Annotated in this window: 15 protein-coding genes; 10 read left to right on the forward strand and 5 right to left on the reverse strand. The window is 54.9% G+C overall.

The annotated features are described in order from the left end of the window. Positions 1-572: 572 nt before the first annotated feature. The 3 genes from KY379_RS10655 to KY379_RS10665 all read left to right on the forward strand — a co-directional run bounded on the left by KY379_RS10655 (position 573) and on the right by KY379_RS10665 (position 2,379). On the forward strand, positions 573-911 hold the full coding sequence (locus tag KY379_RS10655; RefSeq protein ID WP_071890582.1) for a zinc ribbon domain-containing protein: 339 nt from the start codon (positions 573-575) through the stop codon (positions 909-911). A 54-nt stretch (positions 912-965) separates the two neighbouring features. Continuing rightward, on the forward strand, positions 966-1,871 hold the full coding sequence (locus tag KY379_RS10660) for a cation diffusion facilitator family transporter (RefSeq protein WP_010951438.1): 906 nt from the start codon (positions 966-968) through the stop codon (positions 1,869-1,871). Positions 1,872-2,028: 157 nt separating this feature from the next. Further along, positions 2,029-2,379 carry a DUF3147 family protein gene (locus KY379_RS10665; protein WP_011953105.1) on the forward strand — a complete coding sequence of 117 codons (351 nt, stop codon included), beginning with the start codon at positions 2,029-2,031 and terminating at the stop codon, positions 2,377-2,379. A 32-nt stretch (positions 2,380-2,411) separates the two neighbouring features. On the opposite strand, the gene KY379_RS10670 is transcribed toward KY379_RS10665, so the two are convergent. Continuing rightward, positions 2,412-2,738, reverse strand: a complete 327-nt coding sequence (locus KY379_RS10670; RefSeq protein WP_011953106.1) for a DUF2790 domain-containing protein — start codon at positions 2,736-2,738, stop codon at positions 2,412-2,414. A 689-nt stretch (positions 2,739-3,427) separates the two neighbouring features. Here KY379_RS10670 and KY379_RS10675 point away from each other — a divergent pair. Together KY379_RS10675 and KY379_RS10680 are read left to right on the forward strand one after the other, a co-directional pair. Continuing rightward, positions 3,428-4,102 (forward strand): heavy metal response regulator transcription factor, encoded by a 675-nt coding sequence (locus KY379_RS10675; protein WP_003253457.1) that lies wholly within the window; start codon positions 3,428-3,430, stop codon positions 4,100-4,102. Then, positions 4,099-5,517, forward strand: a complete 1,419-nt coding sequence (locus tag KY379_RS10680; RefSeq protein ID WP_011953107.1) for a heavy metal sensor histidine kinase — start codon at positions 4,099-4,101, stop codon at positions 5,515-5,517. Before KY379_RS10675 ends, KY379_RS10680 begins: the two co-directional genes overlap by 4 nt. 57 nt (positions 5,518-5,574) lie before the next feature. Here the strand turns inward: KY379_RS10680 and KY379_RS10685 are convergent, their stop codons facing one another. Next, complete coding sequence (locus tag KY379_RS10685; protein WP_010951442.1) at positions 5,575-6,162, reverse strand: hypothetical protein; 588 nt, start codon at positions 6,160-6,162, stop codon at positions 5,575-5,577. A gap of 266 nt (positions 6,163-6,428) precedes the next feature. Between KY379_RS10685 and KY379_RS10690 the strand changes: the two genes are divergently transcribed. Next, on the forward strand, positions 6,429-6,650 hold the full coding sequence (locus KY379_RS10690; protein WP_010951443.1) for a hypothetical protein: 222 nt from the start codon (positions 6,429-6,431) through the stop codon (positions 6,648-6,650). An 82-nt stretch (positions 6,651-6,732) separates the two neighbouring features. Here KY379_RS10690 and KY379_RS10695 read toward each other — a convergent pair whose 3' ends face one another. The 3 genes from KY379_RS10695 to KY379_RS10705 are packed head-to-tail and all read right to left on the reverse strand — an operon-like array spanning position 6,733 to position 9,549. Beyond that, complete coding sequence (locus KY379_RS10695) at positions 6,733-8,187, reverse strand: ArnT family glycosyltransferase (RefSeq protein ID WP_261239779.1); 1,455 nt, start codon at positions 8,185-8,187, stop codon at positions 6,733-6,735. After that, the gene (locus tag KY379_RS10700; RefSeq protein WP_010951445.1) at positions 8,181-9,164 is read right to left on the reverse strand and encodes a glycosyltransferase family 2 protein; all 984 of its coding nucleotides are present in this window, start codon (positions 9,162-9,164) and stop codon (positions 8,181-8,183) included. The genes KY379_RS10695 and KY379_RS10700 overlap by 7 nt, the downstream gene beginning before the upstream one ends. Beyond that, positions 9,130-9,549 carry a GtrA family protein gene (locus KY379_RS10705; RefSeq protein WP_010951446.1) on the reverse strand — a complete coding sequence of 140 codons (420 nt, stop codon included), beginning with the start codon at positions 9,547-9,549 and terminating at the stop codon, positions 9,130-9,132. The genes KY379_RS10700 and KY379_RS10705 overlap by 35 nt, the downstream gene beginning before the upstream one ends. A gap of 257 nt (positions 9,550-9,806) precedes the next feature. Between KY379_RS10705 and KY379_RS10710 the strand changes: the two genes are divergently transcribed. The 4 genes from KY379_RS10710 (at position 9,807) to KY379_RS10725 (ending at position 13,969) form a co-directional block, all read left to right on the forward strand. Further along, positions 9,807-10,775, forward strand: a complete 969-nt coding sequence (locus tag KY379_RS10710; protein WP_011953108.1) for a LysR family transcriptional regulator — start codon at positions 9,807-9,809, stop codon at positions 10,773-10,775. 210 nt (positions 10,776-10,985) lie between these two features. Then, positions 10,986-12,293 carry an OprO/OprP family phosphate-selective porin gene (locus KY379_RS10715; RefSeq protein WP_009395904.1) on the forward strand — a complete coding sequence of 436 codons (1,308 nt, stop codon included), beginning with the start codon at positions 10,986-10,988 and terminating at the stop codon, positions 12,291-12,293. Between the two features lie 298 nt (positions 12,294-12,591). Beyond that, a complete protein-coding gene (locus KY379_RS10720; RefSeq protein WP_011953109.1) occupies positions 12,592-13,617 on the forward strand; it encodes a hypothetical protein in 1,026 nt (341 codons plus the stop codon). A gap of 127 nt (positions 13,618-13,744) precedes the next feature. Continuing rightward, on the forward strand, positions 13,745-13,969 hold the full coding sequence (locus KY379_RS10725) for a hypothetical protein (RefSeq protein WP_010951451.1): 225 nt from the start codon (positions 13,745-13,747) through the stop codon (positions 13,967-13,969). Positions 13,970-14,048: the final 79 nt, after the last annotated feature.

Below are 14,048 nucleotides of genomic sequence, written 5' to 3' on the forward strand. Positions count from 1 at the left end.
CGCTGACGACTCATGGCACCTCCTATTTGGGCCTCATTATGAGGCTTGGAGGTGTCTACGAAACTAGGGGCGATTCAGTCATTATCAAACTCTGGAAGCTGCTTATCCATGGCGGTAGCTATGGAGTTAGCGGGAGCTACAAGGCAAACCGTCGACAGATGCTGAGCGATTGCGCAATGTGCGGAGCGTCAGAGGCCTTAGGCCCCTAGGCGTTGGGGACGCTTAGTATGTGTGAGGCATAGGGATAAAAAGAGAAATGAATCTCGCTGAGCGCATTATTTCCGGGACCTGATAACGACACGATGACCTCGGGATTACAATGCTGACAGAAATCCAATTACTGCTGTTTTGATTGTCATTGATCACGCTATGATCAAAATTAGGGGGATACTACCCACCAAAAGCAATGCTCCGCTCAGCTAGATAAATTTAATTTCACAAACAAAACGGTTTCGTTTTGTCGTAGGCTAATTTTGAACTTTCAATTCAACTTACAAGTCTTTCTCGCGAGCAGAATATTATTTTCAACTTTTGCTCGTTAATATGTCACCCATCAATGAGGGGCGAATACCATGAGCTTTTTCAAAAACATCCTGGGCGGGCACCATGGCCGTGGAAACCACGGTGGAGGCAAGCACCACAGCGGGGGACATGGGGCCGAGCAATATGATCGCCATGGCCGGCAGCAGGGCTGCGACGGCGGTAATCAGGTGTATGACGGCGGGCGCCCTCCCACTCCTGCCCCCATCAAAGATCTGCAGGGCTGCAGGCAGTGCCGGACGGCCAACGATCCGTCAGCACGCTTTTGTCTAAACTGCGGAACACCGCTATCGAGTGGTTGCACCGCCTGCGGCTCGCTGCTGAGTGCAGGAGCAAGATTTTGCAGTCACTGTGGCCAAGCGACGCTCTAAGGCTAGGTAGACAGGAAGGCCAACGAGACCACAACCCTGCGCAAGGAGAAATACGTGGGTTCAAATCATGACCATGGCAGCGCTGCAGTACGCGAGGGGCATCAGAAGAAGCTAATCATGGCGCTCGGCTTGACTGGCAGCTTCATGATTGCAGAAGTGATCGGTGCGTGGATTACCGGCAGCCTGGCGCTGCTGTCGGACGCATCTCACATGTTCACAGATACTGCCGCCTTGGCGATCTCACTGATTGCACTTCAGATAGCCAAGCGGCCGGCGGATCAGAAAAGAACCTTCGGCTATGCGCGCCTGGAAATTCTGGCTTCGACGTTCAACGCCGTGCTGCTCTTCCTGGTGGCGATGTACATCTTGTATGAGGCCTACCAGCGCTTCTTCATGCCGGCGGAGATCGCTACCGGAGCGATGATGTGGATCGCAATCGCCGGCCTGATCATCAACCTAATTTCGATGCGCCTTCTGGCATCTGCGAGCAACGAAAGCCTCAACGTCAAAGGAGCCTACCTCGAAGTTTGGAGCGACATGCTCGGCTCGCTTGGCGTAATCATCGCGGCACTTATCATCCGCTTCACCGGCTGGACCTGGGTCGACACGATTGTCGCTGTGGCGATCGGCCTTTGGGTTCTGCCGCGGACGTGGCAGTTGCTTCGCGAAAGCCTGGGGATCCTCATGGAGGGTGTCCCGAGGGGGCTCGACGTTACGGCAATCGAGGCCACCATCCTCGGAGTAGATGGCGTGACGGACGTTCATGACTTGCACGTGTGGGCTGTCAGCAGTGGCAGTAACGTGATGACGTCGCACGTAGTGGTTCGGGATTCTGCAGATGGGGATGCTGTGTTGGCGGCCGTCGTGGATGCTGTCAGCGATGCATTCGAAATCCATCACTGCACCATCCAGATCGAGCGGGCAGCTTTCCACGAGAGCGTTCCCTCACCCTCGCACTGACCGATCGGTAAACACCATGCAAACACATCACCCTCCTGGCTGAGGGTGATGTTGCAAAAAAAATGCGGTGAGGGATGCCGTAAACGGCAGGAGCGCTTCAAGGGGGTTGGTGAATGGCTTCGCCTGCCCTCGTCAACAACCTCCAGAAGGCTCAGCGATGGCCTGGATCATCACGAAGTACCTACTCACTGCCGGTATAGTGATTCTCGTGTCAGAGCTGGCGAAACGCAGCGACAAGCTGGGCGGCTTGGTCGCCGCCCTACCCTTGGTCACGGTCGTGACGTTGGTCTGGCTCTATTTAGAGAACCAGAGCATGGAGAAGATCTCCAACCATGCTTGGTACACGTTCTGGTACGTGCTTCCGACCCTACCGATGTTTATTGCTTTTCCATTGCTGCTACCTAAGCTCGGCTTTTGGCCGACACTGATCAGCAGCATCCTCATCACAATGGCCAGCTTCGGAGGCTTCGCCATACTGCTGCGCCGGTTCGGCATTGAGCTTCTATGATCCGGTGGCCGCAGGGATCATCTTGATGAGTCTTAACGGCTATTAACACACTCGCCCTTCACCAGGTAGCGAACCATGTGCAGTTCGCCTTTCGAGTCTTCGTAGGTCATCATGCTTCTTACATTACCGCAGTACCGCACACTGGGTGATACATACACCAACTTACCAACGTCCAGGTCCATGCCATAGGCGTAGTCTTCTAGTTGAGGCATGGGCTTTTTTACGCGTTGAGCATAATCCGCTGTAGCCTCTCTAGCAGTACGCTCGATGCGTTTATTGATCTCCATACCGCTTTGGGCATTGGCTGTTAGTGATGTAAAGAGCAAAAACACGGCGATCGCTGATACAGTAGTGTTCATAAGAAGTCCCTTAATAAAAAAGCGCCCGTAGGGGGGCGCTAAAATTCACCTACCAAAGGAGCGTATGGTTTACAGGTGAATGCACTGGCGCGAACAACTGCTCGGTGCTCTTGCCAAGCTGCTTTGAAATGAGACAATTTCCAAAGCAGCGATGCCTCTTCCGCTGCCCTTAAACTAGCAAAGGAGGCTAACACCAAGATGATCGGGCAATTACAATTTGGACATGTAATAGATTGTAAGATAATTATTCGAGAGAATATCGAGCCGCCACGTGAACTAATTTGCAGAAAGGCGCTGCGGTTTGCGGCCGTGCATGGGGTCTGCCTGCGTGGCGCCCTCGATCCAAGGCCAGTACCAGTCCTTGCAAGCTAACGACCGAAATGCTGCCTGTCCTGGCCGATTCCACCTGCCAGGCGAATCTGTCATACACCGCCGCAGGCCCCAGAATCCGCTATGCTTAGGGGTGGAGCCTGCATGACTGTCAGAAATCTTGCGGCTACATTACAAATTTGTAGGATTTCGCCGCGGCCAGCTTCTTCGCGTTAAGATTCAAGCGTCCTCAGGTGACCCGGCGTATGGACAGAGGTAGCGACTACCACATGCCATACCCTCAGCCAAACTTTCGAACAGCCTGCAACCATAATCTTGGCGGATTAGGCCAACTCCTTCCTCACACCTTGAGATAAGTTATGCGCGTTCTAGTTGTGGAAGACGAAATTAAAACTGCCGAATATCTTCAGCAGGGCCTATCCGAAAGCGGGTATGTCGTAGATATCGTGCACAACGGTGTAGATGCTCTGCACTTGTTCAACACTAATGTCTATTCGTTGGTCCTCCTGGACGTGAACCTCCCGGGTATCGACGGCTGGGACCTGCTGGAAACCATCCGTAAGACCAGCCGGGTCCGCATCATCATGCTGACCGCCCGCGGACGCATCAATGACAAGCTCAAGGGCTTGGACGGCGGCGCGGATGACTACCTTGTGAAGCCATTCGAATTCCCTGAGCTGCTTGCTCGCATCCGTTCGCTGCAACGCCGTGGTGATGAGTTAGTCGAGAAGAGCTCGCTGAAAATTGCCGATCTGGAACTCGACTCCGTCCGCCATCGCGTCTTCCGCGGTGGCACACGCATCGATCTCACCACCAAGGAATTTGCGCTTCTGCACCTGCTCATGAGCCGAACGGGCGAAGCGCTGACTCGCTCTCAGATCATCTCGTTGGTCTGGGATATGAATTTCGATTGCGACACCAATGTCATCGATGTAGCCATCCGGCGCTTGCGCTCGAAGATCGATGACCCGTTTGAAACCAAGCTCATTCACACGCTTCGTGGCGTTGGGTACGTTTTTGAGGAACGCGCATGAGGCCATTCAGCCTGGCTGCAAAGCTGGGGTTAAAAGTTGGGTTGATGAGCGCAGCGTTGCTGCTTCTGTTCGCCACCTTTGGCTATCTGATGGTAGGCAAGGCTCTGGAAAGAAATGCCAGAGCAGACCTGGAAGTAAAGATGGCGGGGATGGCTCACAACCTGTCCACCATCCCGGACATCTCCGGCGTCAACGCGGATGCGCATCAGCTTGTCGATTTGGTCATGGGCCACAACAACCTGTATGTGAGCATATTCGATACCTCACAGAATCAGACTCCCCTGCTCTCGATTGGCTCGAAACAGGTCAATCTGGAGGTGCACAAGTTTCAGCCGGCGGCCCAGCCCAAAGAGCACGAATGGCGTGATACGCAGGACCGTCCTCTGCTGAGTGCTTCTCGAATCATGCGTTTGGGCGATGGAACAGAGGTCAGCGTCTATATGACCATGGACCAGTCATCCAGTGAGGCGCTGCTCGATGCGTTGCTGACCTGGGCCTTGATGATGTCCCCCGTCATCCTCGCACTGATCTTGGCCATTGGCTGGTGGACTGTGCGCAGAGGCCTGCTACCACTGACCAAGTTCCTCAAGATCGCCTCGAAAATCTCAACCGAGAGCCTCGACCATCGCCTTCCAACTGATGGGATGCCGGCAGAACTCAAAATGCTCGCCGACGGCATCAACATCATGCTGGCTCGCCTGGATGATGGGGTTCAGCAGCTCTCGCAGTTTTCTGACGACCTTGCTCACGAACTTCGAGCACCGCTTTCCAACCTGATGGGCAAGGCCCAGGTTGCCTTGACCAGAGAACGATCGCTTTCCGAGTACCGGGAGGTTCTGGAGTCGTGCACAGAAGAGCTGGACCGCATGAGCCGCATGGTTTCCGACATGCTGTTCTTGGCCCAGGTCAGTCATCCAGCATCAATGGTGGAGTTCGAATCCGTCTCCTTGGTCGACGAGGTTCAGCGAGTGTGCGAGCTCTTCAGCATTTCAGCAGAAGAAGGCGAGATTCAGCTGCAGATCTCCGGCAGTGATGACGTGGTGCGCGGGAATCGCCTGATGGTTCAACGTGCCGTCTCGAATCTGGTCTCGAACGCGATCCGTTACTGCCCTCGCGGCCGCACGGTCTACGTTAAGGTGCAGCATAGTGCGAGCGGTACGACGTTGAGTGTCGGCAACCCCGGCCGTGGTATTGCCAAGGAACACCACGCGCACTTGTTTGAGCGGTTCTACCGTGTGGACAAGAGCCGAGCACGGAGCGAAGGCGGTACCGGTCTTGGCTTGGCCATTGTGCAGTCGATCATGAGTCTGCACCAGGGATCGGCGAGCGTGGAGGTGACCGAAGAAAACTTCACCTGGTTCCACCTTCACTTTCCGGAAGCCCAGCAAATGCAGCCGGCAATGACCGCCGCTTAAATTGCGCAGACACGATTAGGCCCGTCAATCGACGGGCCTTTTGTTTGCCTCAATGCATCAGTGCCGAAGGACCACAGGGTCCATGGGCGACCGCAGAATCACCGACTTAATAATCTTCTGTTCGTCAGGATTGGCGTTTTTCCACAGGTGTGAGAAGTACTGAGCATTCACTTTCTCTTGAGCACTTACGCTGCCGGCGGCATCGATCAGGCGCATGGTCGAGTAGACACAGATCAGCGCCAGAATGAAGAACGCCGTGGCGACCACCATCACATAACGCTTGGCCAGCACCGGTGCCCGCTTGAGCTCCTGGATAGAGGCGTCCGCCGCCTTTGTCGCTGCTGTAAGCTCCGAGATCAGTGGCTGGATGGCGGTGTCGACTCCGCGGCATGCAGCTGAATACGCTGATGCAGCGGCGCGCAAGGCAACCTCCTCCGCGTTCGACCAAGCCTTCTCCGCCTTTCGCACCTCCTCCTGAATCTGCCGGCCGACAGCGTCCACCTGCTCCACCAGTTCGTTCGACCTCTCCAGAACAGCGCTGGAGGTGCGCGTCTGCGAGGTCAGCTCATCGAGCTGGACAGTGAGTTTTTCAGTGCAGCGGCGAAAGTCACCGATAGCAACTGCCCAGGGCTCTATGTCATTCATGGCTATCTCCTAGGGCGGCCAACAACGCCGCGCTGAATTAACGCGCTAGATATCAAAATTGTAATTTAAGAGAAAATTCGAAGTCGCCCTCGACAGTGCCGAGATAGACATGATCCTTCCAGATTTGAAGATTTAACGCATCCTATCTGCAGCCAAAATTACGGAATTGTAATTATTGACTCACCTTGTCGTTAGCTTCGCGTTCCTAAACTACAAACCAACAAAGGCCGCTAATCAGGTTGGCCTAGTATGAACCGAGGTTCACAATGAAATTTGTCAAATCTATCGCTATTGGCAGCCTGCTGCTGGGTCTCATGGGTACCGCTTACGCTGAAGGCGGCTTCGAGCGAACGAAACAGTTCAACGAGAACTTCCGAACCGAACAGGCTCGCCTATGGAGCGATGACTCTTCGGACCAGAACAAACAACAAGTCGCTCAAGAGCAAAAGAAAGAAAGCAAGGATGGTAAGGAACAAGCCGACAATTAATCGGCGGTTAAATAGGACTTCAAATGACGAAAGAAATCGACAAAAAAGCCAGGGTAAAACCTGGCTTTTTTGTGCTTGGAATTTAGCCTTCGTTCTTGCGAGGCGTTTCCGCATTGCTTTCTCCGGCCAGACCCTCGGCACCTTGTGCGGGGCGTTTCCAATGGCACAGCAGGAGCTGGCTGGCGTTCGCTTCGGTGATCGATGTGCAAGCTAGATCAGCGGGCAGACCATCCTTGCTGTCTCGCAAGCGCCTGGACAGATAGAACGAGCCATCCCGCGGCCACTTGGCAGGATCCTTGATGTTCTCGGACTTCCCGCTGCTGTAAAACTCCGACGAGTATGAGCGGCGGCCAGGATAGATCAGGGGAGCGGAATGAGCAGACTGCACATTGAGCCAGGCTTGAACCACATCCCGCTGATTCTGAGGGCGCTCCTCTAGTACCCCGGCGTAGATGATGCCCGCACCGATGATTGGCAACACCAATGCGCTCGCAGCGGCAGCCCAGGTGGTCTTCGGGCCAACTTCGCTGACCCGTGCAGACAGCAGCAATGCCCACGCTGGCAGCGCGGGTAGCAGGTAGGTCCACAGAATGTTGCCTGCAAATGTGAAGAAGACCGGTGTCGCCAAGGCCCACAGCCAGAGGTAGGCTTTGAAGCGCTGCATCGATCCACGCTTGCGGATCAACAGTGGTAGAAACAAGGCCCATGGCAGTAGCGACAATCCGAGCTGGATCCAGATGCTGCCGTACGGCTTGGCATGAGCACTACCATAGAGGTCCCCTGCCCAGTTACTGACGACGTAGCGGCTCCAGTGCTCACCAACGAAGAAGTACTCCATGAAGCCGGGCGTTTTCATCTCGGCCGCGACATACCATGGCACGGATATACCGAACATGAGTACAAGGCCGCTAATCCAGGGAAGCCTCAGTACCCGTCCCCATTCCTTGTAGATAACGAACCAGGCGAATGCCGGCGCCCCCATAAGCACCAGGGTCAGCGGCCCTTTGGCAAGCAAGCCCAGCCCGAGACCTGCGAACATCAGGTAGGCATCCGCCTTGCTGGCGCACTTCATCCAACGCCAGAAACCGTAGCTGGCCAGCAGAATCGAGAACGACAAAACAGGGTCAGTCAGCACAACACCGCTGGAGACCAGGCCAAGTGTGGTGCTGGAAAAAATAATGGCAGCCCAGATGCCGGCGTTACGAGAAATCTGCTGCGTGCCGAGTTTGATGATGATGAAACAGCTTGCCAGGTGGAGTAGCCACGCTGGGAAGCGCGCAGCGAACTCGTTAACGCCGAAGACCGTCATGCTCGCGGCCTGGGTCCAGAAGGACAACGGAGGCTTGCCCCAGAACGGTACCCCGTAGTCGAACATGGGCGTGATCCAGTCATTCAACTCGACCATCTTGCGAGCCATTTCAGCGTAACGGGCCTCAGATGTGTCCATCAGCGGGTAGATGCCCAGCCCCACCAAACGCAATAGCAAAATCAAACCCAGGACCCACCACAGCGTCCTCTCGTTCTTCAGGTTCAGCATTTCTTACCCTCGATCGAAGCCATCGAAGGGTGGAGTGACACGGGATCTGCCTTGTTGCTGTGCTTCAGGAAATAGAGAGGCCGGCGCTTCACTTCCGCGAGTGTCACGCCCAGGTACTCCCCCACCATGGCGACACCGACGCACATGAATGAAGCCATTCCGACGATCAGGTGATGGATGTCGAAACTGCCTGCCACAAGCGACGCAAGCATGTAGCAGATGCTGGAGACGAAAAGACCGAAACTGATGAGGCTGAAAATGCGCAGTGGTTTGCGAGAGAAGCTGACGATGCTCTCGATGGCCAGATTGAACAGGCCAGCTGCATTCCATTTGGTGCTCCCGGCATGGCGAACAGTGCGATTGTAGGGCAGTTCGATGGTACGAAAGCCTACCCAGCCGATCATGCCTTTGAGAATCCTGGAGCGTTCATCCAGGGCCCGCAGGGCTGCCAGCGGCGCAGGCCCAATCAATCGGAAATCGCTGACATCGGCCGGCATGTCCACCTTCTCCACCAGGCGCTGCATGACCCAGTAGTAAGCCCGGGCACTCATGCGCTTGAACCACGAATCACCGATTCTCAGGTTGCGCTGCATGTTCACCACGTCGTAGCCGCGTTGCCAGTAGTCCACCATGGCCGCGATGAGCTCTGGTGGATCCTGCAGGTCGACATCAATGAAGATCAGCGCACTGCCACGGGCATGGTCTATCCCGGCGCTCAGTGCAGCCTCTTTGCCGAAGTTGCGACTCAGGGACAGGCAACGTACAGATGACCCATCCTGATAGTGGCGAAGAATGTCGGCCGTCCGGTCATTACTGCCGTCGTCGACATAGAGGATTTCGCAGGAGACGGGTAAGCGCTTCACCACGCGGGTGATTCGCTGGTGGAACTCGGGGATGGTTTCCTCTTCCTGGAAGCAAGGGACCACGATGGTTAACAAGGGATCAGGGCGCTCGGGAAAGCGATGTAATGTCTGCATGATTGAATGTCCAAAAACGATGTGCAATGAATCCAAGTGCAGTGAGGCTTAAGGTCACTACGACTTGGGAGATGAGCGGTGACAGATTCGACTTGATGAGGAACCACATACCCACGCCATTGCCGAAGTTTGTGGTTAACGCGACCAGTGCAAACCTGACAGGCTGAAACTTACGAGAGCCATCTGCCACAAAACAGAGCGCCCTATTTCCAATGAAGCTCGCGATTGCGCCAACCATGCCGCCACAGATACTGGCCAGTAACGGAGTAACGAATTCTGTCGTAACCAGCAATAGGAACACCGCATAATGGACTCCCGTTGCTATGAAGCCGATCCCCAGATAACGAATCAGTAAGGTAGTAAGAGGTGGGGTTTGATTTTCCATGCCCAAAGCCTATGGAGGCAAAGGTGAAAAAATAGTGAACTAAATGTAAATGCGTAATTAGCCGAATCTATATATGGTAAGTAACAAGTCGGCGCACTAGGCTAGCACGCTACAATATCAGAGGGATTGCCTGAAAATTACGCTTTCGAAATAAAAGCCTTCCGATAACGCATGCATGACCCGTGGATTACAATGTTGACAAGATAAGGAAACACCGGGTGGCATTGAGATAGATTCCCCGAATTAAGGGGGACCTAATGGTTACACAAAATGAAACATATACAAGCAGCGTTGTTCCTTACAGCCCTGACATATTGGATGATTTGCCAATTGATGATCAGCTGGCCGTAGAGTTTTTCGCAACAGCACGTTGTGCCAGTTTCAAACAGGCTGCCCGAGGGCTCAATGTGCCAGTGGTAGGCCTGCGGAAACGCTTGGAGAAACTGGAAGAGCACATTGGTGCTCCCGTGTTTGTCTACAAACACAACAAGCTTGCCCTGACCCGCACAGGCGAGAGGGTCAGCCATTACCTGTGCCAGCTCTTCGGCCCAGACGGCCTTGGCAAGTCCGGTGAAAAGGAAGTCCCCAGGCTTACCATCGCGATCACAGAGCCAGTGCTGAACGACATCGTAAACCGCGATCTAGTCGCCTACGTGCGTGATCATGCCGAAATGCAGCTGGAAATCCATTCAGAATGCACAACGCAGATGCTTTCTGAGTGTGAAGTCGATGTGGGTATCGCTTTGGTGAGCCCAGATGATAAAGGCGCGCTTGATCGCCATCCTACGTATAGGTTTGAAAGGCTTGGCCGGATTGGGCACGCCCTGTTCATTTCCAGCCGCTATTCAAGAAGCGTCACCCTTCCAGTGGAGAGCTTGGATTTGCACAACTTCATGCTCGTTGTCCCTTGGGATGAAGAGATCTTGGCGGGCTCACGAAAGTGGGCATCGATAATGGCTGAGCATCAGGGCGGTACCACTCGGGTCAAGAGCTACAACCTATCACGAGGCCTTGTCGTTGGCGGTGCGTGTATTGGAGTGCTGCCCGACTACAGCCGAAAACTGGAGAGAAATATCCTACCCGTGCCGGGTTTCCTGGACGACCTGGAGGAGAAAGATGTCTATCTTGTTATCAAAACGAAGCTTGTCCGCAATCCGCAGGTTTTGGAAATTCGAAGATTGATCAAGAAGAGCTTCTTTGATAAGAAGGACTGGCTTGTTCGGTAACAGTTTTGTTAGGTTTCAAACTCCTCCGTTAACACTACAGAAACACAACTGTCATATTCGCTTGCAACCTAGTCAGAGTGCTTAGAACAAAGGCATCTTGTTACAGCGGGTGACAACCGTGGCCTGCTCCCATCTGCAAGATAAATTTAGGCCGGCGCAGGGCGAAATATAACGTCGGTAGCTAAGCACTTAACATACGAGAGGCAAGCAATGATCCGTTCTTCGAACATGCGGGAAAAGCTGTTGGCTGCCGCAATAATAGGCACATTTTCCTCGCAAGCATTCTCCGGAACAGTAACCACTGACGGAGCTGACATCGTTCTGAAGACCAAGGGCGGTCTTGAAGTATCGACTTCTGACAAGGAATTCAGTTTCAAACTGGGCGGCCGAGTTCAGGCCGACTACGGCCGTTTCGATGGTGTCTTCACCAAGAATGGCGATACCGCTGACGCAGGCTACTTCCGTCGCGCCTACCTTGAGCTCGGTGGCGTGCTGTACCGCGACTGGAAGTATCAGCTCAACTACGACCTTTCCCGCAACACGGGCAACGACTCCGACGGCTACTTCGACGAAGCCAGCCTGACCTACACGGGTTTCAAGCCGGTGCAACTGCGCTTTGGCCGTTTCTACACCGACTTCGGTCTTGAGAAAGCCACCAGTTCGAAGTGGACCACCGCCATGGAGCGGAACCTCTCGTACGACCTGGCGGACTGGATCAACGACAACGCCGGCATGGGTGTTCAAGCCACCAGCACCATCGCTGACATGGCTTATGTTTCCGGTAGCGTTTTCAGCGAAACCAATAACAACTCGGATGGCGACAGCACCAAGCGCTACAACGTACGTGGCGTGTTCGCACCGCTGCACAGTGATGGCAACGTCCTGCACGTCGGTGCTCAGTACGCTTACCGCGACCTCAAAAACAGTGCGGTCGATACCCGGATTCGTTCGCGTCTGGGCGTCCGCGGTGTAGATACCAATGGCGGCGGCGATGCCGGCACCAACGGCAACCGCATGCTGTTTGGCGGTGCTGCTGCACAAGATGGCCTGTGGAAGGACGACTCGGTCTGGGGTCTCGAAGGTGCCTGGGCCACCGGCCCGTTCTCGGTTCAAGCGGAATACCTTCGCCGCAAGCTGAAAGCTGACCAGGCCAACAACGACATGAAGGCCTCCGGTTACTACGCCCAGATGGCTTACACCCTGACCGGCGAGCCGCGTATCTACAAGCTCGATGGTGCCAAGTTCGACACTATCAAACCAGAGAACAAGGAACTGGGGGCCTGGGAAGTCTTCTACCGCTTTGACGATATCAAGGTCGAAGACGGCAACCTGGTCACCGCGGCGGACCAATCGAACGAGCGCAAGGCCAAGAGCCACACGGTGGGTGTGAACTGGTACGTCAACGAGGCGGTGAAAGTCAGTGCCAACTACATCAACGTGCGCACCGACAACAACGAGAACACCGTGGGCGACGACAGCGGCAATGCCATCGTGACCCGCCTGCAATACGTCTTCTGATCCCTCTCATCAGTCTGACGTGAGAAAGCCGGAAGCGCTCAACGTGCTTCCGGCTTTCCTGTTTCTGGAGGTGATCAAGCATGGAGCGCCCTCCTCCTACCTGCTTTCGCTTACCGATGACCGCTCTTGCCAAAGCTCGGCGAATCTGATGTGATTGCCGCGTCGGGCTTTGCATGGTGGCCGTGCAAGCAAATCAAACCTGACTCCTATTCATGATTGAACCTGATTCGACGTCCAGCTTCGCGTCTAACGGCCCTACAAGCGCAGCTACCCCAACGTCGCTCATTAGGGGATAGTCATGTCTGCAAAAAAGCTGCTTCAACCTCTCGCTGCTCAGCTGCACGCCTCGTTCTCGGCTTCTGGCCGCCCGTACTCTCATCTGCACCTCCACCAGCTGTTCCACGCGGCCATCGGCTCCGTTGCACCGCAAGTTGCCATCCAAGACAAGCTGCCAATTCAGGTCTGTCGTGACAACGAGACACGGCAGTACAACCTCTACGCGGCGGTCGAGCGGGCGAAAACGTGCTTAGGATTGACCGATCTTCAAGCAGTCGGTGTGGCTGAAGAAGTCATTGAGGTGCTACGAACTGCGGGAATCGGCGTGAACCAGGTTCGCCTGCTCCTTGACCCCTCCTTCAGCTCGAAGACTCGCAAAAAGGCCTTCAAGGCTCTCTGCAAGAACCTGGATCTGAACGAGCTAGGCGATCGCTTCGTCCCCAAGACTGCCACGTTGGCCATCGCTGCTGGTATTGCGCCGCCTCCCAAAATGTCGTGGAAGGATCGCTTCGCCCTGGCTGCAAATTCCCCCATGCGGGGGCCAAGCGAGCTCATCAGCATGGTCAACCGGGATGAGTGTTATCTGTGGGTATTCCCACCGACTGACCATCATGCGACGGCTCCAGCGACGCATGACCGTTTCTTTGGTGAAAAGACCCACCCGAGCGCAGAAATGGGCATGGGGTTCAGCATCATCGATTCCGGCTGGACCCGCCCCAAGTACCCGCTATCCAGGCAGTCACAAGAGACCTTCATCCAGTATTCGCTTTCTGCGCCGATGTGGTCCTGGCGCGCACAAAGTGACACCTGGCGCCTGGGAAACATCCTGCGTTCAAGAATCCTTGACGGGGCTCCTTGGCATAACGAGCCTCTGAGTGACGTGCTTCCGAGCGGCCTTAAATCCCTGCCCCGGATCTATGGGTGCGAAACCTGCCGAACGCTGTTCATTGAGAATCACAGCGACTACCCGGATGTACCCACTCAGTGCCAATGCGGTGAGGCGAGCAGCACGGGTGACCAAAACGAGTCATCTGCTCTCAATAGCTGATTTTCCTTACGGTGGCGGGCTGAGCCCCCCGTTAGGGATTGGCTATGGGAGCGGGATTCGCTCACCCCAAACCTGAAGGCGCCGCCACCTAACCGAGCGATATGAGCTGAATGCTCGCGGAGTAGATATGCAAAAGAGTAAAAACAAACAGGACACCCTGGCGGCGATCAATGCGCTTGTCGAGATTGCGTATGATCAGGGATTTGCGGACGGACACGGAGTCGGCAATCAAGTCGGTTTCGTAGCCGGTGTCATGAGCCTCAAAGCTGCATTGGCCTGCGGCTTACGGCATGGCTCACCTGAGTGCGGAAAGGCCCTTGAAAGCCTCAAGCGCATCGGGATCGACGAGTGAGAGAAAAGTACGGGTCGTGCGCTGATCGCGCACGACCCGTACTTCTACTTCAGGTCATTTCCCTGCTTAGCTTCATGAT

Origin of the sequence: Pseudomonas sp. HD6422 (genome assembly GCF_025377065.1) — a bacterium.
Lineage (GTDB): Bacteria > Pseudomonadota > Gammaproteobacteria > Pseudomonadales > Pseudomonadaceae > Aquipseudomonas > Aquipseudomonas putida_U.